Source organism: Buttiauxella gaviniae, from assembly GCF_040786275.1.
Taxonomy (GTDB): Bacteria; Pseudomonadota; Gammaproteobacteria; order Enterobacterales; family Enterobacteriaceae; genus Buttiauxella; species Buttiauxella gaviniae_A.
Window position 1 is genome coordinate 4100371 of record NZ_JBFMVT010000002.1, and the last position, 24680, is coordinate 4125050.

At 49.7% G+C, this 24680-nt stretch carries 22 protein-coding genes and 1 other annotated feature; of the genes, 7 read left to right on the forward strand and 15 right to left on the reverse strand.

The window, feature by feature from the left end; genetic code table 11:
- Positions 1-10: 10 nt before the first annotated feature.
- Positions 11-2059: a peptidyl-dipeptidase Dcp gene (gene dcp / locus AB1E22_RS19520; protein WP_367596876.1), complete on the forward strand. Its 2049-nt coding sequence runs from the start codon at positions 11-13 to the stop codon at positions 2057-2059.
- Positions 2060-2159: 100 nt separating this feature from the next.
- Here the strand turns inward: dcp and yciA are convergent, their stop codons facing one another.
- The 3 genes from yciA to AB1E22_RS19535 are packed head-to-tail and all read right to left on the reverse strand — an operon-like array spanning position 2160 to position 3882.
- Entirely contained in the window at positions 2160-2549 is a 390-nt protein-coding gene (gene yciA / locus AB1E22_RS19525; RefSeq protein ID WP_367596877.1) for an acyl-CoA thioester hydrolase YciA, read from the reverse strand.
- Positions 2546-3082 (reverse strand): septation protein A, encoded by a 537-nt coding sequence (locus AB1E22_RS19530; protein ID WP_367596878.1) that lies wholly within the window; start codon positions 3080-3082, stop codon positions 2546-2548. The genes yciA and AB1E22_RS19530 overlap by 4 nt, the downstream gene beginning before the upstream one ends.
- Positions 3083-3138: 56 nt before the next feature.
- Positions 3139-3882: a YciC family protein gene (locus AB1E22_RS19535; RefSeq protein ID WP_367596879.1), complete on the reverse strand. Its 744-nt coding sequence runs from the start codon at positions 3880-3882 to the stop codon at positions 3139-3141.
- Between the two features lie 277 nt (positions 3883-4159).
- On the opposite strand from AB1E22_RS19535, the gene ompW reads away from it, so the two are divergent.
- Positions 4160-4792 carry an outer membrane protein OmpW gene (gene ompW, locus AB1E22_RS19540; protein ID WP_367596880.1) on the forward strand — a complete coding sequence of 211 codons (633 nt, stop codon included), beginning with the start codon at positions 4160-4162 and terminating at the stop codon, positions 4790-4792.
- Between the two features lie 128 nt (positions 4793-4920).
- Here the strand turns inward: ompW and trpA are convergent, their stop codons facing one another.
- From trpA to AB1E22_RS19565, 5 genes are read right to left on the reverse strand one after another with little or no spacing between them, the layout of a single operon-like run.
- Positions 4921-5730, reverse strand: a complete 810-nt coding sequence (gene trpA, locus AB1E22_RS19545; protein WP_367596881.1) for a tryptophan synthase subunit alpha — start codon at positions 5728-5730, stop codon at positions 4921-4923.
- Positions 5730-6923, reverse strand: a complete 1194-nt coding sequence (trpB, locus tag AB1E22_RS19550; protein ID WP_367597413.1) for a tryptophan synthase subunit beta — start codon at positions 6921-6923, stop codon at positions 5730-5732. The genes trpA and trpB overlap by 1 nt, the downstream gene beginning before the upstream one ends.
- 7 nt (positions 6924-6930) lie before the next feature.
- Positions 6931-8292, reverse strand: a complete 1362-nt coding sequence (gene trpCF / locus AB1E22_RS19555) for a bifunctional indole-3-glycerol-phosphate synthase TrpC/phosphoribosylanthranilate isomerase TrpF (RefSeq protein ID WP_367596882.1) — start codon at positions 8290-8292, stop codon at positions 6931-6933.
- 3 nt (positions 8293-8295) lie between these two features.
- Positions 8296-9891, reverse strand: a complete 1596-nt coding sequence (trpD, locus tag AB1E22_RS19560; protein ID WP_367596883.1) for a bifunctional anthranilate synthase glutamate amidotransferase component TrpG/anthranilate phosphoribosyltransferase TrpD — start codon at positions 9889-9891, stop codon at positions 8296-8298.
- Complete coding sequence (locus AB1E22_RS19565; RefSeq protein ID WP_367596884.1) at positions 9891-11453, reverse strand: anthranilate synthase component 1; 1563 nt, start codon at positions 11451-11453, stop codon at positions 9891-9893. Before AB1E22_RS19565 ends, trpD begins: the two co-directional genes overlap by 1 nt.
- A gap of 23 nt (positions 11454-11476) precedes the next feature.
- Positions 11477-11573 (reverse strand) — a sequence feature (Trp leader region).
- A 117-nt stretch (positions 11574-11690) separates the two neighbouring features.
- On the opposite strand from AB1E22_RS19565, the gene rnm reads away from it, so the two are divergent.
- On the forward strand, positions 11691-12614 hold the full coding sequence (gene rnm / locus AB1E22_RS19570; protein WP_367596885.1) for an RNase RNM: 924 nt from the start codon (positions 11691-11693) through the stop codon (positions 12612-12614).
- Positions 12611-13231, forward strand: coding sequence for an L-threonylcarbamoyladenylate synthase (locus tag AB1E22_RS19575; protein ID WP_367596886.1), 621 nt, complete (start codon positions 12611-12613; stop codon positions 13229-13231). The genes rnm and AB1E22_RS19575 overlap by 4 nt, the downstream gene beginning before the upstream one ends.
- Positions 13232-13481: 250 nt before the next feature.
- Here AB1E22_RS19575 and AB1E22_RS19580 read toward each other — a convergent pair whose 3' ends face one another.
- Positions 13482-15461 (reverse strand): alkyl/aryl-sulfatase, encoded by a 1980-nt coding sequence (locus tag AB1E22_RS19580; protein ID WP_367596887.1) that lies wholly within the window; start codon positions 15459-15461, stop codon positions 13482-13484.
- Between the two features lie 926 nt (positions 15462-16387).
- Here AB1E22_RS19580 and AB1E22_RS19585 point away from each other — a divergent pair.
- Both AB1E22_RS19585 and AB1E22_RS19590 read left to right on the forward strand, forming a co-directional pair.
- Positions 16388-16972 carry a recombinase family protein gene (locus tag AB1E22_RS19585; protein WP_367596888.1) on the forward strand — a complete coding sequence of 195 codons (585 nt, stop codon included), beginning with the start codon at positions 16388-16390 and terminating at the stop codon, positions 16970-16972.
- 174 nt (positions 16973-17146) lie between these two features.
- Positions 17147-18142, forward strand: a complete 996-nt coding sequence (locus AB1E22_RS19590) for a hypothetical protein (protein ID WP_367596889.1) — start codon at positions 17147-17149, stop codon at positions 18140-18142.
- Positions 18143-18443: 301 nt separating this feature from the next.
- On the opposite strand, the gene AB1E22_RS19595 is transcribed toward AB1E22_RS19590, so the two are convergent.
- From AB1E22_RS19595 to AB1E22_RS19610, 4 genes are all read right to left on the reverse strand, one after another.
- The gene (locus AB1E22_RS19595) at positions 18444-19178 is read right to left on the reverse strand and encodes a YagK/YfjJ domain-containing protein (protein ID WP_437178395.1); all 735 of its coding nucleotides are present in this window, start codon (positions 19176-19178) and stop codon (positions 18444-18446) included.
- A gap of 233 nt (positions 19179-19411) precedes the next feature.
- Complete coding sequence (locus AB1E22_RS19600; protein ID WP_367596890.1) at positions 19412-19543, reverse strand: hypothetical protein; 132 nt, start codon at positions 19541-19543, stop codon at positions 19412-19414.
- Positions 19540-20031 (reverse strand): hypothetical protein, encoded by a 492-nt coding sequence (locus tag AB1E22_RS19605; RefSeq protein WP_367596891.1) that lies wholly within the window; start codon positions 20029-20031, stop codon positions 19540-19542. Before AB1E22_RS19605 ends, AB1E22_RS19600 begins: the two co-directional genes overlap by 4 nt.
- Positions 20032-20592: 561 nt before the next feature.
- Positions 20593-22197: a tyrosine-type recombinase/integrase gene (locus AB1E22_RS19610; RefSeq protein WP_367596892.1), complete on the reverse strand. Its 1605-nt coding sequence runs from the start codon at positions 22195-22197 to the stop codon at positions 20593-20595.
- A 124-nt stretch (positions 22198-22321) separates the two neighbouring features.
- Here AB1E22_RS19610 and rluB point away from each other — a divergent pair, with 124 nt between their 5' ends.
- Complete coding sequence (rluB, locus tag AB1E22_RS19615; protein ID WP_367596893.1) at positions 22322-23200, forward strand: 23S rRNA pseudouridine(2605) synthase RluB; 879 nt, start codon at positions 22322-22324, stop codon at positions 23198-23200.
- 29 nt (positions 23201-23229) lie between these two features.
- On the opposite strand, the gene cobO is transcribed toward rluB, so the two are convergent.
- Both cobO and AB1E22_RS19625 read right to left on the reverse strand, forming a co-directional pair.
- Positions 23230-23820 carry a cob(I)yrinic acid a,c-diamide adenosyltransferase gene (gene cobO, locus AB1E22_RS19620; protein WP_367596894.1) on the reverse strand — a complete coding sequence of 197 codons (591 nt, stop codon included), beginning with the start codon at positions 23818-23820 and terminating at the stop codon, positions 23230-23232.
- Positions 23817-24578 (reverse strand): YciK family oxidoreductase, encoded by a 762-nt coding sequence (locus AB1E22_RS19625; protein WP_367596895.1) that lies wholly within the window; start codon positions 24576-24578, stop codon positions 23817-23819. The genes cobO and AB1E22_RS19625 overlap by 4 nt, the downstream gene beginning before the upstream one ends.
- Positions 24579-24680 lie beyond the last annotated feature (102 nt).

Genomic DNA, 24680 nt, shown 5'->3' on the forward strand with positions numbered 1-24680 from the left:
GGAGTGCAGCATGCAAACGGAAAACCCGTTCTATCACGTCAGTTTATTGCCGTATCAGGCCCCTCATTTTGACGATATTCATGACAACCACTACCGCCCGGCGTTTGACCAGGCCAAACAGATTAAACGCGAAGAGATCGCGGCGATAGCAAATAACCAGGCTGAACCGACCTTCGAGAATACGTTTTTGGCGCTGGAAAACACCGGCCATATGCTCGGGCGCGTCACCCACGTTTTTTTCGCGATGACTGCCGCGCATACCAATGATTATTTGCAGCAACTGGATGAAGAATTTGCCGCAGAACTGGCTGAACTGGCCGATGAAATGCGCCTTAACCCTGTGCTATTTGCGCGCCTGGATAACGTCTATCAGCGCCGGGATACATTAGGCCTGGATGCCGAATCGCTGCGTTTAGTTGAAGTGGTGTGGCAAAGTTTTACCCTCGCTGGAGCAACGTTGAGCGAAGAGAAGAAAGCGCGCCTCAAAGTGCTCAATAAAGAAGCCGCGCAGCTAAGTAGCCAGTTTAATAACCGTCTTCATGCCGCAGATAAGGCCGCAGCTCTGATCGTCGATGATGTGCTGCACCTGGACGGGTTAACGCCTGCTGAAATCGCCGCGGCGGCGCAGCACGCCAAAAACAGAGGGCTGGACGGAAAGTATTTACTTCCGCTGCTCAATTTCACTCAACAGCCTGCGCTGCAATCTTTGAGCCATCGCCCGACGCGTGAAAAACTGTTTAAAGCGGGCTGGGACCGCACTCAGCAAAATGACAGTCACGACACGCGTGCGATTGTCGCTCGTCTGGCTTTGCTTCGCGCAGAGCAGGCGCAATTGTTAGGGTTTGAAAACTATGCGGCCTGGAAAATTGCCGACCAGATGGCTCAATCGCCGCAGGCTGCCCTGAAATTTATGCGTGACATTGTGCCTGCCGCCACCGCGCGTGCGCAACGCGAGCTGGCCGATATTCAAAATGTGATTGACGCGCAGCAGGGCGGGTTTAAAGCCGAAGCCTGGGATTGGGCGTTTTATGCCGAGCAGGTAAGGCGTGCGAAGTACGACCTCGATGAAGCGCAAATCAAACCCTATTTTGAACTCAATAACGTGTTAGCCAACGGTGTGTTTTGGGCAGCCAGCCAGTTGTTTGGCCTGAATTTTGTCGAACGCTTTGATATTCCGGTCTATCACGACGATGTGCATGTGTGGGAGATCTTTGATAAAGACGGTCGCGGCATGGCGCTGTTTTATGGAGACTTCTTCGCCCGCGACAGCAAAGGCGGCGGAGCATGGATGGGCAACTTTGTTGAGCAATCGACGCTCTTTGATAGTGCGCCGGTGATCTATAACGTCTGCAATTACAACAAACCGGCAGTCGGTGAAGCGGCGCTGATTTCATGGGATGATGTCGTTACGCTGTTCCACGAGTTCGGTCATACTTTGCACGGCTTGTTTGCCACTCAGCGTTACGCAACGCTTTCAGGAACCAACACACCGCGTGATTTTGTGGAGTTTCCGTCACAAATTAACGAACACTGGGCGCGCCAGCCGCAGGTCTTTGCAAACTACGCTCGCCATTACCAAACCGCCGAACCGATGCCCGACGCGCTGAAAGAAAAGTTATTCCGTGCCGCGCGCTTTAACAAAGGCTACGACATGACGGAACTGCTTGCCGCAGCCCTTCTGGATATGAACTGGCATAGCTTGCCTGCGGAGAGTGAGATTGACGATGTGGCGCAGTTTGAAGCGCAGGCGCTCGAAGGGGAACGCATCAACCTTGCTGCGGTACCACCACGCTATCGCAGCAGCTATTTTGCCCATATCTTCGGCGGTGGCTACGCCGCGGGTTACTACGCCTATATCTGGACGCAAATGCTGGCGGACGATGGGTACCAGTGGTTTGTAGAGCAGGGTGGATTGACAGCGCAAAACGGCCAGCGTTTCAGGGATGCTATTTTGTCGCGCGGAAACAGCCAGGAGCTTAAAGCGTTATACAATGACTGGCGAGGTCACGATCCTTACAGCGAACCGATGCTTGAAAATCGCGGTTTAGCGGGGGAGTAATTCACTTCAAAATGGCGGATGGCGCTGCGCTTATCCGCCCTACAACCACCTTTCATAGGTCGGGTAAGCGCAAGCGCCACCCGACACTATGTTGACAAAATTAACGTGGGATAGGCCGCGGTTTACCTTCGTTATCCACGGCGACGTAAATGAAAATAGCTTCCGTCGCTTTATAACGCTGTCCAATAGGTTCGGAAGAGACTTTCTTCACCCACACTTCAACATTGATGGTGATGGAGCTGTTTCCGCGCTTAACACAATTTGCGTAGCAGCACACCACATCCCCCACTGCGACAGGTTTGAGGAACGTCATTCCGTCGACACGCACCGTGACGACACGACCATGGGCAATTTCTTTGGCGAGAATCGCGCCGCCCATATCCATCTGTGCCATCAACCAGCCACCAAAAATATCGCCGTTGGCGTTGGTATCAGCCGGCATTGCCAGCGTCCGCAGTACCAGTTCCCCGGCCGGTTTGTCCAGACTCATTTCTCTTCCTGCGGCATGTGCCGGTAGATGTAGACACCGCTCAGCAGCGTAAACACCAGGGTTGCCGCCGTCAGGCCGAACACTTTAAAGTTGACCCAGACGCTTTGTGGTAGCCAGAACGCCACATAAATATTGAGCGCCCCGCAGATAATGAAGAACAGCGCCCACGCCACGTTCAAACGTGACCACACGCTTTGCGGCAGAGAGATCTCTTTACCTAACATGCGCTGAATCAAAGGTTTACCCATCACCAGTTGGCTAATCAGTAAAGCTGCGGCGAACAGGCCGTAAATCACGGTGACTTTCCATTTGATAAATTCATCATTGTGGAAGAACAACGTCAGGCCGCCGAAAACGGCCACCATCAGGAAAGTGATGAGTGCCATTTTCTCCAGCTTGCGGAATTTATACCAACTGTAGATCAGGGCAAAACCGGTCGCGACGATCAATGCGCCGGAAGCCACATAGATGTCATACATTTTATAAAATGCGAAGAAAACAATCAGGGGCAGGAAGTCGAGAAACTGCTTCATAATCTGTTCCGTAAAATGACTCCCGAGCGATACAAATCGCTCAGGAGGAGTGAATGTTATTGGCGAACCAGCATATACAAACGGAATAAATAGATAAGCAACACGGCAGAAATCAGGTTGCTAATCGTATTTGCAATCACCGCGCCAACCGCCGGTGAAAGCGCCGCAAATGAAGAGGCAAGCATCAGGAGTGCAGTTTTTGCCAGCAACCAGCTAATTACCGCGGGTGCCACAAGGCGCATATTTCCCCAGGCCAGACGCATACTGTTACGCATAGACTGGAAAACGCCTGCTCTGTCCTGAACAACCATAACCGGTGCAAATGAAAGCAGAATCGCTAACAGCACGCCCGGTATCACAATCAGCATGATGCCAATCTGTACCAGGAAGGTGGTCAGGAACATCAAAATAAAGATTTTAGGCAAAACTGGCGCAGAGGTACCAATGGCGCGAAGCGCACTGACGCGCTGGCCCGCAGAAACCATCTGGATTAATACCAACATGCTACCCGCGAGGATGGCATTGCCAATCAGACCTGAAAACGTCGATGCTGCAGAGGCTTTGAGCAGCATTTGCTGTTGCTCAGGTGTCATGTTTTGCACAAGGTCAAATAGCCCAACGCTATTCGATAAATTGTCTCCCTCACTAAGGATAGACATTTGTTCTTCGCTGGGTGAAAAGGCGTGACCGATCACAACCGAAATAAAGGCACAAAGCAATGCAATCAGTAAAACAGTAACAAACTGATTGCGTAGAAAATTCCCCGTGTCACGGTACACAGAACCCGCCGTGATAGACATGCACTCTCCTTGGTATTGCTCGGTTAAAAATCAGCGGCCAATTGTACACTGGATGGCGGTGACTAGCACCGACAAGATGTCAGGCGCTGAGTAAGTTAATGTCAGTAAAAAAAACTGATCTGGGTAGTGTTATTACCATTTTAACTAAAATGCCCAAAAATTAATCCAGATCATTAAATGTTAAATTAGCCAGCGAAGTGTGATCGCGACCAGATCAAATCATACCCATTAATGGTTATATTCTGCCCGCTTATAAAACCATAACAAGGAGAGGGCTATGAAAAATTTGTCTGTGGCGTTACTCGCATTAACCTGTTTGTCAGGTGAAGCGTTAGCACATCAACAAGGTGAGTTCTTTATGCGTGCGGGCACGGCAACCGTGCGCCCAACGGAAGGTTCTGACAATGTGTTGGGCATGGGCGGGTTTAGCGTCAGCAACAATACCCAACTGGGTCTGACTTTCGACTACATGGTGACGGATAACATCGGTATTGAGCTGCTGGCAGCCACACCGTTCCGTCATCGCGTGGGCTTAGGTGCAACTGGCGACCTGGCAACGGTTCGGCAATTGCCACCCACTTTGATGGCACAGTGGTACTTTGGTGATGCAAAAAGTAAAGTGCGTCCGTACATTGGCGCGGGTATCAACTACACCACATTCTTTGATGCAGATTTTAATCAGACCGGTAAAGATGCGGGATTAACCGATCTTAGCGTGAAGGATTCGTGGGGAGCGGCGGGTCAGGTGGGTCTGGATTATATAATCAACGATAACTGGCTGCTGAACATGTCCGTCTGGTACATGGATATCGACACCGAAGTGAAGTTTAAAGCCGGTGGCGAACAGCAGAATATCAACACACGTATCGATCCTTGGGTGTTTATGTTCTCGGCGGGTTATCGTTTCTGATAAAAAAGCTGGAGCGACCAGCCTTACATGAAATGGATGATGCTGCCTTTATCCACCCAATGAGACGGGATTTTGTAGGTCGGGTAAGCGAAAGCGCCACCCGACATTATATCACTACAAATTTCTCTTTAAGCCGCGCGTGTCGCGGCTTTCATCGCCTGAGCAAAGGCTTTCAGCTCGCTTAACATCACATCGGGTTTATCAAGATTCTTCTCAATAATCTTCACGATAGCTGAACCGGAAATCGCTCCGGCCGCACCTGCAGAAATCGCATCTTTAACCTGAGACGGTTCTGAAATACCAAAGCCTTGCAATGACGGCGCGGCGCCGAACTCCGTCAGTTTTTCCACCAGATGGTGAAGCGGCAATTGCGCGCGCGTTTCTGCACCCGTTACGCCTGCACGTGAAAGCAGGTAAGTGTAGCCTCGGCCATGCGTGGCAATTTCGCGCAGCAGTGCATCATCGGCGTTCGGTGGGCAGATGAAAATTGGCGCGACATTATGGCGCATTGCGGCCTGGCGGAATGGCGCAGATTCTTCAATCGGCACGTCCGCAATCAGGACCGAATCGACACCCACTTTGGCGCACAAAGCGTAAAACTCATCAATGCCACGACTAAACACAAGGTTGGCGTACATCAGCAGGCCAATCGGAATAGTTGGGTGCTTTTGACGAATTGCTGCCAGCATTTCAAAACACTGCGTTGGCGTTACGCCCGCCGCAAAAGCACGCAGGGCGGCGTTTTGAATCGTTGGGCCGTCAGCTAGCGGATCGGAGAAGGGAATTCCCAGCTCCAGCGCGTCGGCACCGGCTTCAATCAGCGTGTCGATAATCTTCAGCGATTGCTCGGGAGAAGGGTCGCCTAACGTGACGAAAGGAACAAAAGCGCCTTCCTTACGAGCCTGAAGTTGTTCAAATGCGTGTTGATAACGTTCCATTAAATTTCCCCTCGCGCTTTCAAAATGTCGTGAACGGTGAAGATGTCTTTGTCACCACGGCCAGAGAGGTTCACCACTAATAATTGTTCTTTCTCAGGATTCTCGTTCATCATTTTCAACGCGTGGGCTAACGCATGAGAAGATTCCAGGGCCGGAATAATCCCTTCTTTGCGGCATAGCGTTTTGAAGGCTTCCAGCGCTTCATCATCGGTAATAGAGACGTAATCTGCACGGCCAATGCTGTTGAGATGCGCGTGCTGCGGCCCTACAGACGGGAAGTCCAGACCCGCAGAAATGGAATAGGACTCTTCAATCTGGCCTTCGTCGGTTTGCATCATCGGTGATTTCATACCGAAATAGATGCCGACGCGGCCATGTTTGAGTGGCGCACCGTGTTCACCGCTTTCGATACCGTGCCCGGCGGGCTCAACGCCAATCAGGCCTACTTTAGGTTCATTGATGAAATCAGCGAACATGCCGATGGCATTAGAGCCACCGCCCACGCAGGCGATAACGGCATCTGGCAGACGGCCTTCTTTTTCGAGGATCTGCGCTTTTGTCTCTTCCCCAATCATGCGCTGGAATTCGCGCACGATAGTCGGGAACGGGTGCGGGCCTGCCGCGGTGCCGAGCATATAGTGCGCGGTGTCGTAGCTGCCAGACCAGTCGCGCAGCGCTTCGTTACAGGCATCTTTCAGCGTGGCGGAACCGCTATGCACTGGGATCACTTCTGCACCCATCAGGCGCATACGGAACACGTTTGGCGACTGGCGCTCAACGTCTTTCGCACCCATATAAATACGGCATTTCAGGCCGAGCAGGGCGCTTGCCAGGGCAGAAGCCACACCGTGCTGACCGGCGCCGGTTTCGGCGATGATTTCGGTTTTGCCCATTTTCTTAGCAAGCAGCGCCTGGCCGAGTACCTGGTTAGTTTTATGCGCACCGCCGTGCAGCAAATCTTCACGCTTTAAGTAGAGCGTGGTTTTTGTCCCTTCGGTCAGATTACGGCATTTGGTCAGCGCCGTTGGGCGACCGGCATAATTTTTTAGCAGGTCGTTAAATTCAGCCTGAAACTCCGCATCACTTTGCGCGGCAACAAATGCTTCTTCTAACTGACGCAGCGCAGGCATCAGGATTTGCGGCACATACATGCCGCCAAACTCGCCAAAATAGGGATTAAGTAAAGTCATGATATTTTCCTTAGTAAGCCCGCAGCGTCTGGAAGACGGCTGCCAGCTTGTTAGCATCTTTAATACCCGGTGCGCTTTCGACACCTGAGTTGAAATCTAAACCTACGCAGCCCGTTTTCGCCGCGTCTACACAGTTGTCCGCGCCCAGTCCGCCAGCCAGAATCACGTTTTCCAGATTCTGACCTGCAAGGAGTGACCAATCGAAACGTTGGCCGCTGCCGCCCTGGCCATTGTCGAACAGGTATTTGTCGACATGGTTTAAATCGCGGGCAGGCAAGCTGTCTTTCACGCTTAACGCTTTCCAGATTTGCACGTTAGCCGGAAGTTTGGCGCGTAACCCATCGATATAAATCTGGTTTTCAGTGCCATGAAGTTGGACGGCGCTGAGTGAGAAACGCTCGGCTTTCTCTACCACGTCATTAATCGGAGAATCACGGAACACGCCCGCATATTTCAGCGGTGCGCCTGCAATAACGGAGGCGGCAGTTTCATCGCTGACAAAACGTGGTGATGCAGGAACAAAAATCAGCCCGCCATAAATGGCTCCCGCTTCAAACGCCGCACGGGCATCTTCAGGGCGAGTCAGGCCGCACACTTTATTTTCACCCAGCGTGACACGGCGAACGGCTGCGTTTAAATCGTCTTCGCCCATCAAGGCAGAACCTATCAGGAAGCCGTTAGCGAAATGGCTCAACTCACGAATTTGACCGTAATTGCTGATGCCTGATTCGCTGATAACCGTCACGCCGTGACCCAGACGCGGAGCAAGTTCACGCGTACGGTTCAAATCGATAGATAAATCACGCAGGTCGCGGTTGTTAATGCCCACCACTTTGGCACCCAGTTCAATGGCACGCTCCAGCTCTTCCTCATTACTGACTTCCGTCAGCACGCCCATATTCAGGCTGTGGGCGACGGCGGCGAGCTGGCGGTATTGTTCATCATTCAGAACCGAAAGCATCAGCAAACAGGCATCCGCCTGATAGAAACGCGCCAGATGAATCTGATACGCGTCGATAATAAAGTCTTTGCACAACACTGGCTGCGTGACGATATCGCTTACGATGCGCAGGAAATCAAAACTTCCCTGAAAATATTTTTCGTCCGTCAGGACGGAAATGGCGGAAGCGTAGTGCTTATATACGCCCGCAATGCGTGCCGGGTCGAAATCATCACGAATCACGCCTTTTGATGGTGAAGCCTTTTTGCACTCGAGAATAAATGCGGTGCGAGCGCCTTGCAGTGCGTGATAAAAGTTACGTGTTGCCGGGACAATATTGTTCTGGAAACTAGCCAGGGGCTGCTGTTGCTTACGAGCTTCAACCCAAATCGCCTTATCATCGACGATCTTCTTTAATACGGTTTCCTGCATGACTTATCCTCTTCCTGCCAGGGCTGTGACTCTGTCGTAGGCCGCGCCGCTACGCAGCACTTCCAGCACATGTTGAGCATTCGCTTTCAAATCTTCTTGCCCATGCAAACGCATGAGCATCGCGACGTTTGCCGCCACCGCTGACTCATGAGCGGTTTCACCTTTACCTTGTAACAGGCGCGTGAGAATGTCACGGTTTTCTTCCGGCGTGCCGCCTGCAAGCTGATCCTGGTGATAAGCCGGTAACCCGAAGTCGGTCGCTTCCAGTTGATAGCTTTTAATTTCACCGTCGTGCAGTTCGGCAACCTGGGTGGTGGCATGAAGGGAAACTTCATCCATTCCGCCGCTATGCACCACAGCCGCACGTTTATACCCCAGGACGCGCAGCGTTTCTGCAATCGGTAACACCAGTTCTGCACTGTAAACACCGATCAGCGCCATTTGCGGATGCGCCGGGTTAATCAGCGGCCCTAGCACGTTAAACAGGGTGCGGGTTTTCAACTGCTGGCGCACAGGCATCGCATGGCGGAAACCGGTGTGGTATTTCGGGGCAAACAGGAAACAGACCCCCAGTTCATCCAACGCTTTGCGGGATGATTCGGCACTCATTTCCAGATTAATACCAAACGCTGCCAGTAAATCCGAAGAACCTGATTTGCTCGACACGCTACGGTTACCGTGTTTCGCGACTTTTAGACCCACCGCGGCGGCAACAAAGGCGCTGGCGGTAGAAATATTGATGCTGTTGCTGCCGTCGCCGCCGGTCCCAACGATATCGGCAAACGGATAATCCGGGCTTGGGAATGGCGCTGCAGCCTCAAGCAGTGCGGTAGCCGCACCGGCGATTTCATTCGGATGCTCGCCGCGCACTTTCATACTGACCAGGGCGGCTGCAAGTTGCTCCGGTTTCAGTTCTCCACGCACGATTGCGGCAAACAGTTGGTGGCTCTCTTCGCGACTCAGGGTTTGCGCCTGATACAGTTTGTCGAGAATCGGTTGCAGGGTGTTGGCCTGTTTTAATTTTAGCAGCGCCCAGTCGAGGGTTTGCTCAAGTAGACGCGCACCGTGGGTCGTCAGAATAGATTCCGGATGGAACTGGAAACCACACACGCGGTCGGCATCGTGGCGAACCGCCATCACCATGCCGTCGAAATGGGCGTTGATGGTCAACCCTGCCGGAATGTTGCTCCCGACCAGTGAGTGGTAACGCGCCACTGGCAGCGGATTAGGCAAACCGGCAAACATTGCTTCGCCGTCATGAGAAATAATCGATGCTTTACCGTGCAGGATTTCGCCCGCCTGGCCCACATAGCCGCCGTAGGCTTCAACAATCGCCTGGTGACCCAGACAGATACCGATAATCGGTAATTTGCCGCGCAGACGCGTTAACAATTCAGGCATACAGCCCGCTTCACTAGGCGCGCCAGGGCCTGGAGAGAGCATCAGTACTGGGTTGTCCATGGTTGCCAGGCGTTCAATTAATGTCTGCGCAGGAACATGGTTACGATAAATGACGACATTGTGTCCGTTCGCACGTAGCTGATCGGCCAGGTTGTAGGTGAACGAGTCAATGTTATCGAGCAGCAGAATGTCAGCCATCAGAAAATCTCCTGTGCGTGGTGCGCGGTGGCGATAGCGCGCAGTACAGCGCGGGCTTTGTTGCGGGTTTCGTCGGCTTCGGATTGCGGGACGGAGTCCAGCACCACGCCAGCACCGGCCTGAACGGTAGCGATGCCGTTTTCAACGTAGGCGGAGCGGATCACGATACAGGTGTCTAAATCACCGTGGGCGGTGAAGTAACCGACGGCTCCGCCGTAGCTGCCGCGACGCACGCCTTCGGCTTTGGCAATCAACTGCATGGCGCGAACTTTTGGTGCGCCGCTCAACGTGCCCATGTTCATACAGGCGCGATAGGCGTGCAGCACATCGAGATCGTTACGCAGTTCACCGACAACGCGGGAAACCAGGTGCATCACAAAGGAGTAGCGGTCGACTTTAGTTAAGTCGGCAACATAGCGGCTGCCGGGCGTACAAATTCTTGCCAGGTCGTTACGCGCCAAATCAACCAGCATCAGATGCTCGGACATCTCTTTATGGTCGGTGCGCATTTCCAGTTCGATACGGCTATCGAGATCGCGGTCAAGCGAACCGTCTGCGCGGCGACCGCGTGGGCGTGTTCCGGCAATCGGGTAGATTTCAATCTGGCGTGAAGCGGCATCGTATTTCAGCGAGCTTTCCGGCGATGCGCCAAACAGGGTGAAATCGTTATCCTGCATAAAGAACATGTACGGGCTTGGATTGCTCTTCTTGAGCGTCTGGTAAGCAGCGAGGGGAGAAGGGCACGGCAGTGAGAAACGGCGTGAAGGAACCACCTGGAAAATCTCACCGATGCGAATCGCTTTTTGCATTTTGCGCACCACATCGCCAAATTCTTCATCGCTTTGGTTGCACTCAAAGCTCATGCGTTCCACTTTTTGCACTGGCAGCGGCGCAGGTTCCTGCTCCATTTGCTTGCTCAACTGCGCAGCCCGTTGAATCAGGCGCTGCTTTTCTGAGGCGGATGGCGTGAACAAGCTGGCCTGGATGCGGGTGTTTTTTTTCTGATGGTCGATAACCAGCAGCGTTTCTGCCAGATAGAAGCAGTAATCAGGGCAGTTGTTGTCTTGTTCAAGCGCAGGCAGCTCTTCGAATCCAGCCACCAGGTCGTAGGCAAATAAACCGCCGAAGAACATGGCCTCGCGCTCGTTTTCTGGCACGGTGACCAGCTCCTGCATGATGCGGAAAGCATCAAATACGGACAGGGAACACAGGCGCGCATCTTCATCCAGCAGCGAGCTAATTGGTGGGAAGCGCAGGACGCGGCCTTGCGGAGAATGTTCATTTTCAACACCGGCAGGCAACGCCGCATCAAGCAGCGGCAGCAGGGACGCGCCATTCTCGGAAAGTGCGTGAATAGTGACGGTGTCACCTAAAGCGGTAATGCGCAACGCGCTATCAACCAACAGCAGGCTTTTTAAATCGTTTTTGCTGTCAATGTCAGCGGATTCCAGCAACAGGGTCGCCGGGCGCGCGCCACATAACTGGTGGAAAATGGCGGTAGGGTTGTCGCGGTACGGCGCGTCATTAATCAGTAATTCGAGCGCTGGTTTTTGTGTTTGCATGTTCTGCTCTCATAATTTTGTTCAAAAAAAGGCCCGCTTCATTGGCGGGCCTGGTATCTGGGCTGATTACAGCCATAGCGAATACACTGCCCGTTATCAGGTAGTACGCCACCAGCTGTGCATGCGGATTATCGCTTTCATTTCAGATACCTTTCTCGTGTGAACTTGCGTACTAGTTAACTAGTTCGATGAGTCAAAGTCAATAGCGATTTTTAGTTATCCGCGATTATCGTTATCATGAATGGCGTTTTTCTTTTTATTAACCCATCCGGAGCCATTTTGAGCGAACCAACACTTGCGGTGATTTACGACTTACATAGCCATACCACCGCGTCAGATGGCCTGCTAACGCCCGAGGCGTTGGTGCAACGTGCTGTGGAAATGCGTGTTGGTATTCTGGCAATCACAGACCATGACACAGTAGCCGGAATTGCGGCCGCAAGGGAAGCAGTATCACGTCTACAATTGCCTTTGCGTTTAATCAGCGGGGTTGAGATCTCAACCGTCTGGGAAAACCATGAAATTCATATCGTTGGCTTAGGTGTGGATGAGCATCATCCGGCGTTGCTCACCTTTCTGGCGCAGCAAAGTGAGCGCCGGGTACAGCGTGCGGCGTTAATCGCAGAGCGACTGGAAAAAGCACATATTCCCGGAGCGCTAATAGGGGCGATGCGCCATGCCAACGGTGGAGAAGTGACCCGCGGCCATTTTGCGCGTTTTCTGGTGGAGTGCGGTAAGGCCAACACGATGGCCGATGTGTTTAAGAAATATCTCGCAAAAGGGAAAACCGGTTACGTTCCGCCACAGTGGTGTACAATAGAACAAGCTATTGATGTGATTCATCATTCTGGTGGGCAAGCGGTTCTGGCACATCCAGGCCGTTATGACCTGACGGCTAAATGGCTGAAAAGGTTGCTGGCGCAGTTTGCCGAAAGTGGTGGCGATGCCATGGAAGTCGCGCAGTGTCAGCAGGCCCCAAATGAGCGCACCCAGCTTGCGAGCTATGCGAAGCAATTTAATTTGCTGGCATCGCAGGGTTCAGATTTCCATATGCCGTGTGCGTGGATCGAACTCGGGCGAAAGCTCTGGTTGCCTGGCGGTGTTGAGCCTGTCTGGCAGAATTGGGGTAGCGGCCACATTGCACAAGAGAGGGCAGTATGAGTCAATTTTTTTATATTCACCCGGATAACCCGCAGCAGCGTCTGATTAACCAGGCGGTAGAGATTGTTCGCAAAGGTGGCGTTATTGTTTACCCTACCGACTCGGGCTATGCGCTGGGTTGTAAACTTGAAGATAAATCGGCGATGGAACGCATCTGTCGAATTCGCCAGTTACCGGACGGGCACAACTTTACGTTGATGTGCCGTGATTTGTCGGAGCTTTCAACTTACGCATTCGTCGATAATGTGGCGTTTCGTTTAATCAAAAATAATACGCCAGGGAATTACACTTTTATTCTTAAAGGTACGAAAGAAGTCCCGCGCCGTTTACTACAAGAAAAACGTAAAACCATCGGTTTGCGCGTGCCGTCGAATCCGATTGCGCTGGCCCTGCTCGAAGTGCTGGATGAACCGATGTTGTCGACATCACTGATGCTTCCCGGTAGCGAATTTACCGAATCCGATCCGGAAGAGATTAAAGACCGCCTTGAGAAGGTCGTCGATTTGGTGATTCACGGCGGCTATCTCGGTCAGCAACCGACGACGGTCGTGGATTTGACCGACGATGCACCAGTGGTTATCCGCGAAGGTGTCGGTGATGCTAAACCTTTCTTATAAATGCGTCTGCGGCTATACTGTCCGGCCTAAAATGGGGCGGCTATGCCCCATGACCCCATTTCGACGCCTGTGAAGGCGAGAAGTGATTTTATTTTTTTCAATGAAATCAGATGATTGCTTTTCTTCTGGGTAGGTTGTTGGTTCGCTTGTGTGACAGTAGAATATTCACCAAATGACCTGCAATGTTGTACACCATGAGACGTTAAAGGCATAAAACCCCTGCGGCACAAATGTCGCAGGGGTTTACACTTTACGGTGTAACAATATTGAACCAGAACTCGAACTTATCCATATAGCCCAACATTTCATCGAGCTTCGCACCGTTACCGGTTACCTTAACTTCGCCTTTATCTTGAGCTTGTTTCAGGGTTTCTTCTTTCAGGATGATTTTATTCAGCGTGTCACGGTTAAGAGCAATCGTGGCATCAGCGTCTTTCGCTTCGGCATTAGCTGTGTGGTTTAATACGCCATTTTCCAGCTCGAGCTTGTACTTACCGCCGTCACTGCCAAGATCGATATTAAACACCGCTTTAGCATTACCCGCTTTTTCACCATTGATGTGAACAGCAAGGAAATCAAAGAACATTTCAGGTGTCATCGCTCGCACGGTATCCGGGCTGGCTGTATTCGGCGTTGGGCCTTTCACCACACCATTACGCAGTTCTTGGGCACCTGTCAGGTAGAAGTTACGCCACGGGCCAGATTCGGCCTGGTAGCCCAACTGTTCCAAAGCATCTGCTTCAAGATTACGTGCATTCTGGTTATTTGGATCGGCAAACACGACTTTACTCACCACCTGAGCAACCCAACGGTAATTACCCTGATCAAAGTCAGTTTTGGCTTTTTGAAGAATTGCGTCGGCACCACCCATGTACTCAACAAATTTCTTGGCAGCTTCTTCTGGCGGCAACTCGTCCAGTGTTGCTGGATTGCCATCAAACCAGCCGAGGTAAAGCACATAAGTTGCTTTTACGTCATGGCTGACAGAACCGTAATAACCCCGGTTAGCCCAAGTTTTTGACAGTGAATCTGGCAGCTTGAAATTGGCAGCGATTTCATCTCGAGTCAGGCCCTGGTTCGCCATACGTAGAGTTTGGTCGTTAATGTAACGATACAAATCCCGCTGGCTTTTCAGCAGGTTAACCACGTTCTCATTGCCCCAAGTCGGCCAGTGGTGTTGAGCCATAATAATTTCAGCTTTGTCACCCCAACGAACGATTGCTTCGTTGATATATTTTGACCAAGGCAGTGGTTCCCGGATTTTGGCACCACGTAGTGAATAAGTGTTGTGCAGAGTGTGGGTAACATCTTCTGCGGATTCGATGAGTTTTTTCTCTTCAATAAACCACAACATTTCAGAAGGTGCTTCGGAACCAGGTGCCAACATGAAGTCATAAGTCAGACCGTCGATGACTTCTTTCTGTCCATCCTTCTCGATTATGTTAGTGGGCGCGATAAGCGTAACCGTGCCTGCTGACGTGGTAGTACCCAGCCCCGCACCAACCTGACCTGTTGCATCAGGTTTTAAAAGGTTGCCATACATGTAGCTGGCGCGGCGGCTCATAACGTTGCCAGCCATGATGTTTTCAGCAACGGCAGCTTCCATGAAACCTGAAGGTGCATAAACTTTTACCTTGCCTGACTTCACATCGGCTTCATCCACAACACCACGCACACCGCCGTAGTGGTCAACATGGCTGTGAGTGTAAATGATAGCTACGACAGGTTTCTTACCTCTATTTTTGAAGTATAAATCCATACCCACTTTTGCCGTTTCTGCGGAAACGAGTGGGTCAACGACAGTAATACCTTCTTTACCCTCAATAATGGTCATGTTGGATAAATCAAGGTTACGGATCTGGTAAACGCCGTCTGTTACTTCGAAAAGACCGCTGATGTTGATGAGCTGGGACTGACGCCACAGACTCGGGTTTACAGTGTCAGGGGCTTTTTCACCTTCTTTTATAAAAGCGTATTGTTGTGGATTCCAGACCACATTCCCTTGCTCTCCCTTAATAACTTCCTGAGGCAAAGCGGCGATAAAACCTTTATGGGCGTTCGTGAAGTCGGTGTTATCTGAGAAAGGCAGTTGATTATAAAGTGCGTCGTTAGCCTGTTTGGTCGAAGCCGTAGCAGGCTTTGTCACTTCCTGTGCAAAGAGTGGTGTCAGTGCCGTTGATGAAAGTAATCCGGCAAGGGCAAGACTTTTTACTACTAATTTTAGTCTCATTACTAATCCTCATTAAAACAAGTCTCATTACTCGGCGTTTACGAATAGTAACCAGAGTGTACGATTAATTAACAACCCGTTGATTATTGCAACCTTTTACTATCGTTTTTTAAATATAACCAGAGACTTAGAATTTTCCATTTTTCATCAGAGAATTTTTGACACATAAACTTTCGGCGCTCTTAACGGCCTAACCCTGCCTACTTTTTCCAGTACCTGAAAAATCAACACAACGTTTACTTGTAAATCAATTAATCTATTGATTGATCATTTTTATCGATCAATAATCCAATTTCAATAGAATTAATCAATCGGTCTAATGAGGTAATTAAGCGACAGGCCGTGAGATATATAATAAAAGTGAGCAAATTTTCATGTTTAAAGCCATGTGGTTGATGCTTATTGCATGCGGGGTCTCTACTTGCGTCTCTGCGGCAGAGAATGTTAGTCATGAAAAGGTTGAATCTGAGATTCGTAGGGCTGGCTATGAATGCGAAAGAGTGGATGGTATGGAGTCTTCTATCTTTGGTAATGAAATTACCGTGACTTGCGACAGAGCGTATAAATTCCTCATCAGATATGAGCGTGGTGGGACAATTGTTGAGGTCGTTAGTTGAACTTTCCCGCCCCGGCTCTAAATCACTGATACCCCATCACGCTATAAACAGGTCGGCACAAATATCTTGCTGACCATTTTTCCGTTGTCCCATGAGCTGAGGTGCTTAACGATTCACTGGCTGAGTTGACAGTCACTTCGTTCTTCCAGAAATATCTGTATGGTAGTCATTATCACTGGTGTCATTAATCGTTCGTTTTGCGATACCAGACATTATCCCTTCAAACTGGTATCAACAATATAGGGTATTGACATAAAGACACCAGAAAGTAATTATGATACCGTTTTTGATACCAGTCGAGGGGATGTTATGAGCCGCACTTTTGCATATTGCCGTGTTTCCACCAGCGAGCAGGCCACAGAAAACCAAATCATTGCGATTCGTCAGGCTGGCTATGATGTGCCTGATAATCGTGTTGTCTCGGAAACCGTATCCGGTGGCGTACAGGCAATGAAGCGTAAAGGCTTTGCCAATATGGTTACTCATAAGCTGGAAGCCGGGGATCGGCTGGTGGTGTTGAAGCTGGATCGCCTGGGTCGCGATAATCTCGATGTACAGCAAACTATCGCAATGCTGGTGGAGAAGGGAATCGATGTTGTATCGCTGGATCTGCCTGTGCGTAATCTCACCAGCGCAGAAGGAAAGTTGATGTTGCAAATGTTTTCGGCCTTCGCGGAGTTCGAAAAGTCCCGCATCATTGAGCGTACCAAAGAGGGCCTCGCACGGGCGAAGAAGGAAGGCAAGAAGTTAGGTCGTCCTGTGGCGACTGATACACTTAAGAGGGTGCAGGAAGCCAAAGCAGGTGGATTGAGTCAGTCAAAGGCTGCGCGTGAATTAGGGTTGAGCCTACCAACGATTAAGCGCAACTGGAATACTAAAAAAGGATCACTGTAAGCAACTGAAATAATAGCAATATAGCGTATTGATAAGTGATTTTTCCTTACGCGATTGTATCCTTTGCCCAAGTCCGTTCTGCACATAAAAAACATTATTGATCAGATGGGTATTGAGTTGTATATTTGTACAGGCTGGACACTAATACAGGTTACTAACAACTAAGGCGGGTCAATGTCTGCAAAGTCTGAGTTTTTTTCCAGTTTCGTCGATATAGAAAAGCGTCCGCGCTTCTCCTCTGAATGTGAAATCAATCCTGAAAACTTTAAAGCTCTTGTTGGTGAGTACCGATTGGATGAAGATGTGATTTGCCAAGTGAAAGGTCACAAGGGCATTTGCCATCAAAAGCATAGAAGCGGCTGGTTAGGGGTAACCAATGATGAGCAAGAAGTTCTAATCGGCGGTCACTGTGCCCGTAACTATTTCAAAGCGGATAAATCATTTGCACTCGAACGAAAGCGTGTTCGAAAAGAAATTGATAGAAAGATTGCCTTGTATAAGCTGGAAGAGTACCGAAAAAATAAAATGAGCATCAATGATGAGTTGTCCTGTTTGCGACAAGAAATCATTGATACCAGAGTAAAACTCGACCAAGTTCACAAGCATTTTCCAAATGCGGTCCTTAGCTTTATCGAGAGCGCTCAGAAAACCAAAAACTGGGAGCTGAAAATCGATGTGCAAGACGGATACGCGGATAATGGCGAAGCTAAATGGGTGTCAGGTTCATTGGGCAAAAGGAAGACGCTGCCCTACAGCTATGAAGTCTTTGGGTTGATGAACAATGTGAAAACCCTTTCCGCAACTTTTGACGAGGCATGTCAGGTCAACCCAGACGATATCAAAACACCAAAGCTCAAGAGAATAATAGAAATTCTTAATGAAAAAGAAGAGTTTAAGAAAACCAGCTCAGATCTACATAGAGATGTTTTTGCCTTCATTGAGTCACAGAATCTGGAACCTTTGATCTACACTTGTGATGACTACGAAGAGGAGTACCTCGCAGCTAAAGCAATCATGGCTATCACAGGTGCGAAAGTGTCAAGTGAAGGGCATATCAATCTTCGACTGAGGCGGATAAAGGAACGTATAGAGAAACAATTTGACGGCAAACTTGTCAGAAAAAACCAGATTTCCGAAAGATTCCAACGTCGAAACGCATTCGTGGGTTAGACCCTCTCTCTATTTTTTATAAGAGCCTCGCCATGTGCGGGGTTTTTTTGTCTGCATTTCAGCCATTTGATCCGGGAAAACGGGAAACCTGTACCAGACTCTGGGGATTGAATAGATTGAAAAATCTCTCGCGGAGATGAGAATAATGGGCTATATTTAAAAGTTAACCTCAGGTGGTTAATGGACGGTGTTGTTAAACGCAATGAGCGCCATTGTGTGCGCTTTTCGTGGTGGGGGTAATGCGAAGGTACTGCCTTTGATTTTGAATGGCGTGGCGGGCATTACACGAAGATTTTCGCGATCATGGTTTTTTGTTTCGAAGTTGCGAAGTCGAATGAACCTTGTCGCCTTTGCCCGTTTGGTACTTTCCGCGCTCCTTTGCGAGATACGACAACCAGAGGAGAGGCCCTTCAAGGGTTTCCGGTTTCCCTCGTTCGATAACATAGTGTTTCGTGTACTTGTCGCTTGATTTCGGTAGCTCCACCAGCGTTCGCTCACCTCCTGACAGATTCGCCCAGACTTCGGTGATAGTACCAGCAATGCCACTTGTCGGCGTTCCAAGTCGTTTCACCTGCCGATGCGGAAGGGCTATCCAGCAATGGTAATGCACCTGTTTTGCCATCTCTTTCTCCCGCACCCAGCCGTAAGCGAAGTTGATGACCGGATTTGCCAGTCCTTCGGGCCTGCGAAACTTCGATTTCAGGCGCTCGCGTAGTTTCTTGAATAGCTGGCTTATCCATTCGTTAGCAATGTCTACGGGCGTGCCTGCTGGTATGCGGAGATCAAAGCGGGTGAGGTAAACACGACTGTAAGCGCCCAGCATTGCGTCAAGTTCTGCGGCGATTGGCGCAAGGATATCTAACCGGACGCCGGATCTGTCAGTGGTGTTGATCGGGTAGGGGGAGCTGTTATGAAAAAACTTGTCGCCCGTGATAACCGGATATCGTCCGTGATCGTGGACAACTGTTCTATAAGGCGTGGTTTGTGGCTGCTCTGACTGTGCGGTTGTTAATTCTGGTTGCATCTGCTGTAGCAAAGTCCCTCCTCTGACTGTTTACATGAATACTCTCTCGCGTGCGTGTATACGTGTACGTGCGTATAAGTTATTACCATCAGACCACCGCGAAAGGACAGCCACAGGCACGGATAAAGCCCGCGCCATTAAAGGTATCACAGGCAATTCAAGTGGTGTGGATTTTTTCGAAAGAAGTTTACATGTGGAAATAACCCAAAATTAATCATACGCTCAAATTCGGATAGGTGCAAAAATTATTTTATTCGGCGGTACTTCTCTGGTTCTGCATCGGCAAGTTCTTTCGCCTTTTTGATGGCGCGTTTCAACGCCTTTTCGTCGACAACATGAACGAGGCATTCGCCCCCTTTCTTTGCTGTAGCTGTCATGCTTTAGCTCCGTTCAGGAGAGAGCGTAAGCGATCCCGCATTGCTGCTTGCTCTGCCTCTGCTTGTTCTTCGGCCTTCCGTTGTGAGTCCTCAGCGGCCTGTTGAATAAGTTCATCAATCTCGTGCTCCATAGCTATAAAGATTTCATCGCTGTAATCGTCAGAAGCCTTGGATCGTAGCGCCTTAAGTTCCGCTTCAACCAGTGACGCAGGCTTTTGCAGAGTAACGGAAATCATTGATGAATTGGCAAGCACCGAGGCAGGCCCAGAAAGATGAAACCGCCAGCCGTCAAGGATCAGGGTCTGGAGCCTGTCCACCAGCCGCGCCGGGATATCGGCAAAGTTCTGAAACTTGTTATAGCGGGCTTCGGCGTTTTCAATTCGACGCTGCAAAATTTCTGGATTTGGTTGGTATTTTGCAGCGATCTTATCAATATAATTCTGCAATTCTGGGTCGAACTGGTTCAGTAACTTTTTCTTTGTTGTCATGCTGGGTCTCCGTATCGGTAGCAAATGGGTGTAGTAATTTGCTGGCGCTGGTGGTGTGCGTCAGTCGTTACCGCTGCTTTGCGGTGGTTTTTAGGGTCTATCAGAAATTGGCGTTAAAAGCCTGATTACAGGCAGGGCAGTAGTTAGCGCGTCCTGTGGTGAGAAGATACCAACGGCAGACACCCGAACGGTCAATGATGTAATCGACCAGGCCAAAATCGGCAAATCTGGAAAGATTCCGGTGCGTTGTCGATAAAGGCAAATTAGTCAGCAGTGACAGGTAAGAAGCCGTAAGCGGAACCAAAGTTTGTATCAGATAGTGGAGAAGATTGATCCGGGAAGTTGTTAGGGTTAACCCGGACTTCTTGAGGATGCTTACCAGCTTTTTACGCTCGCCACTTGATGGTGGATTAAATGCTGGTGGGGGAAGATAGTTACACAATATGTCCTCTCGTAAGTTATTTATCTTAAAGCTATTTTATCACGAACCAGCTACAATTGCAAATGATTCTCATTAGTGATTGTAGCTGTCGAAAAACTGGTTGCTCAATAGATTTTGTTCTAACTTTGAAAATCGACAACACATAACAAATCTTTCAATGGTGGGCGGTGGGTGTATATGGAGGTCACACCCAAACTTTGGCTTCTTGCGTGTCCGACGACAAATTGTAAAAGTGGTGTAGATACTCCAGCTGCAAGGCAGTTACTCACGAAGGTATGGCGTAAACTATGAATACGGCGTTTCAGACCGAATTCATCATAATCTGGAATGCTGAGTTCTTTCATTATACTGATCCATTCATCGGTAGCTGTGGTGTAATTAGGTAATCCATTGAATATCAGGTCGTTTTCTTTAAGCTGGGCAATCAAGCTATGTATTCCAACCTCTAATGTTCTGTTTAGAGGGATCTGACGTTGCGCATGGTCGGTTTTGCCTTCTTCAATGAAAATGTACCAACGACCAGTTTCTTCATTTTGGCGAATATCCTTTTTCCTGATTGAAGATATTTCACCACGACGAGCACCTGTATAGATTAGCGTGAGGAAGTACCACTTGCGCCAATCGGTATCTACAAGTGAAAACAATTTTGTCTTTAATTTTGCGAGTTCACCAGCGCTGTAATGGCCTCTTCGATTTGGCCTCACTTCATATGAAATGCCATCGGTAGGTGATTTTTCCAACAAATCTTTGGTCTCTACTAAGTATATCCTGAACAATGAGCGCCAGATTTTTAGATGTTTCTCCACGTGGGCGCTGCTGATGAGGTCTTCTTCTGAAACGTCGTAATTAATGCTTTCTTCAAGGCTTAACTTTGAAAACGGGAGCTTGTTCCGTGTCGGTAAGTTTTCGGCAACTTTTAGAGCTTCACGTATATCTTGTTTGGTAATCGACTCTATTGGTTTGTCACCGATGGCGTAAAGTAGTACATCATAGAAGCGTTGATTTTCGTTTGCAGTGGCTCTCCGCCACTTTTGCCCTTTATCTTTAACATACCCATCCCAGGCTTTTGAAAGTGATAGTGAAGGCATTTTGGGAGAAGGGGATGATGTTTCTGATGGCGTATTTGTCAGTCGTGTTTTTTCCTTAGCTAAAAGACTCATTACCTGATCATATCGAGGTGCGTCGCCAGATGATAAAGCGCTGATAGCCTGAAATTGCAGATCATGGTAGTAGACCATTTTTTTAGTATTTTCGAGAATTACTGGTTTGAGTTCATCAGGAACAATGTATTCTTTATCTAATCCCCAGAGTTCCAAAGCTCCAGCCTCATCAATTGCCATCATCTTTTGACGCATTGCTTCTGACATTTTCCGGGCATTGTCGGCCTGTTCTGAAAAAGGTTTTTTTGAGCTGTAGAATCGAGGATTTGCGGATGTGTAATCAGCATCAGCGATATTGATTTCCAATACATTTAGCAAAAGCTGGTCAAGACCATCTTTTGTTAGCTCACGCATCCCACCCAAGCGTTGTTTGAACTCTTCAACGGTCATGGCACCACTTTGTACCAGTGGAATAAATGGACGCACCCGGCTCATCATCACTTCTGCTTGTCGAAAGCTGTCAGTACCTAAAGAAATTCGAATGTAACTTGGTGAACCATTTATTCTAAAATTCGTGTAATATGTGCGCCCACGAATCATTGTGTGTGACAGCTTGTGTGACATGTTGTTTGCCCTGCTGTATATCATGAAATAGTTACATATCAGTGAGTTAACTTAATCTGGCTGTTAACTCGTTGTTTTTGCAAGTATACCAGACGCCTGTGAAGGCGACACCCGAGGAAGCTCAATGAGCGATAAGAGCGAAAAGTTACAAAAAGTTTTAGCCCGCGCAGGTCATGGTTCACGTCGTGAGATTGAAGCCATTATCTCTGCTGGCCGTGTCAGTGTGGACGGTAAAATCGCCACATTAGGCGATCGTGTTGAAGTGACCCAGGCCCTGAAAATTCGTATTGATGGTCACCTGATCTCTATTAAAGAATCCGCAGAGCAGATTTGTCGTGTCCTGGCGTATTACAAACCAGAAGGCGAATTATGCACGCGTAACGACCCGGAAGGGCGTCCAACGGTATTTGACCGTTTACCAAAACTGCGCGGCGCGCGCTGGATTGCGGTAGGGCGTTTAGATGTAAACACCTGCGGTCTGTTGCTGTTCACAACCGATGGTGAGCTGGCGAACCGCTTGATGCACCCAAGTCGTGAAGTAGAACGCGAATACGCCGTGCGCGTCTTCGGCCAGGTTGATGATGACAAAGTGAAGCAACTGGCGCGTGGCGTGCAGCTAGAAGATGGTCCAGCCGCGTTCAAAACCATCAAGTTTACCGGTGGCGAAGGCATCAACCAATGGTACAACGTGACTCTGACCGAAGGCCGCAACCGTGAAGTGCGTCGTCTTTGGGAAGCCGTCGGTGTGCAGGTGAGCCGTCTTATTCGTGTGCGTTACGGCGACATTCAGTTACCTAAAGGCATACCGCGTGGTGGTTACACTGAGCTCGACCTGGCCCCAACGAACTACCTGCGTAAACTGGTAGAGTTACCGGAAGAGACAGAAAGCAAAGTGGCGGTTGAAAAAGATCGTCGTCGTGTGAAAGCGAACCAGATTCGCCGTGCGGTGAAACGCCATACGCAAGTCACTGGCGGTGGTCGCCGCGGTGGACGCAGTAGCTAAATAACAAACCCCTCAATCGAGGGGTTTTTTTAATAATCGATACCGATTTGTGCTTTAACGCCCGCTTCAAAGGCGTGTTTAACCGGTCTTAATTCACTGACCGTATCCGCCACTTCAAGAATATCCCGATGACATCCCCGGCCGGTAATGATCGCCGTCTGATTTGCAGGGCGTTGCGCCAGTGCCGTCAGCACTTCATCCAGCGGTAAATAGTCATAGGCAACCATATAGGTTAATTCGTCGAGGATAACCATATCCAGCGTCTCATCGGCGAGCATACGCTTCGCATGCTGCCATACAGCAAGGCAGGCGGCGGTATCAGTTTCACGATTTTGAGTATCCCAGGTGAAACCCGTCGCCATCACCTGAAACTCAACGCCCAACGGCTCAAGTAGGTTACGCTCCCCGTTTGGCCATGTACCTTTAATAAACTGGATCACCCCGACTTTTTTACCGTGGCCTACCGCGCGAGTTGCGGTCCCAAAGGCGGCGGTCGTTTTTCCTTTACCGTTTCCGGTAAAAACAATCAAAATACCGCGCTCTTCTTGCGCTGCCGCGACGCGGGCATCGACTTTTTCTTTCTGACGCTGTTGGCGCTGCTGGTAACGATCTTCACTCATTCGGAAATTCCTGGTTTACGGTTGGGTTGAGCGTCAAAGCTCATGCCTGTTTTGCGGCGGCTGTCATCGCCCATCAGCCACAGATAGAGCGGCATAAGATCCCGGGGCGTTTTTAGCTTTTCGGGATCTTCAGTTGGGAATGCGCTGGCGCGCATCGCGGTGCGTGTTCCACCCGGGTTTATGCAATTGACGCGAAGATTATGTTGCTTATATTCTTCAGCAAGCACCTGCATCATTCCCTCGGTGGCGAATTTTGATACCGCGTATGCTCCCCAGCCTGTGCGCCCCTGACGGCCAACGCTTGAACTGGTAAACACCAGCGATCCGGAATCTGATTTCAGTAATAAAGGCAGCAATGCCTGGGTCAAAAAGAAGGTGACGTTAACATTTACCTGCATCACGTTCTGCCATGTTTGGGGATCTTGTTCGTCCATAGGACGAATATCGCCGAGAATCCCTGCATTATGTAACACGCCATCTAAGCGCGGAATTAATGCTGAAAGTTTGTGCGCCAGATGGTGGCAATCCTCAGGTGTTGCGTTGGAGAAATCCAGAGTAAACCAGTGCGGTAGGCTCCCAAAACCGGCGTTTATCTCTTGCGCAACCGCGCGTAACTTTTCTTCATTACGACCCAGCAGGATGACGTTCGCGCCGTAACGAGCATACGTTATAGCCGCTTCTCGACCGATGCCATCGCTGGCCCCGGTGACTAAAATAATGCGATTTTGCAGTAAATCTGTTTTCGGTTGATAGTGCACGTTCAACTCCTCGCGCGATGCCGAAGCTCGCGTCTTATTTCATTGCTTTCAGGCTTTATGCCTTAAAGGGCGCGTTATTTCAATCAGGCAACGGGAGACAAT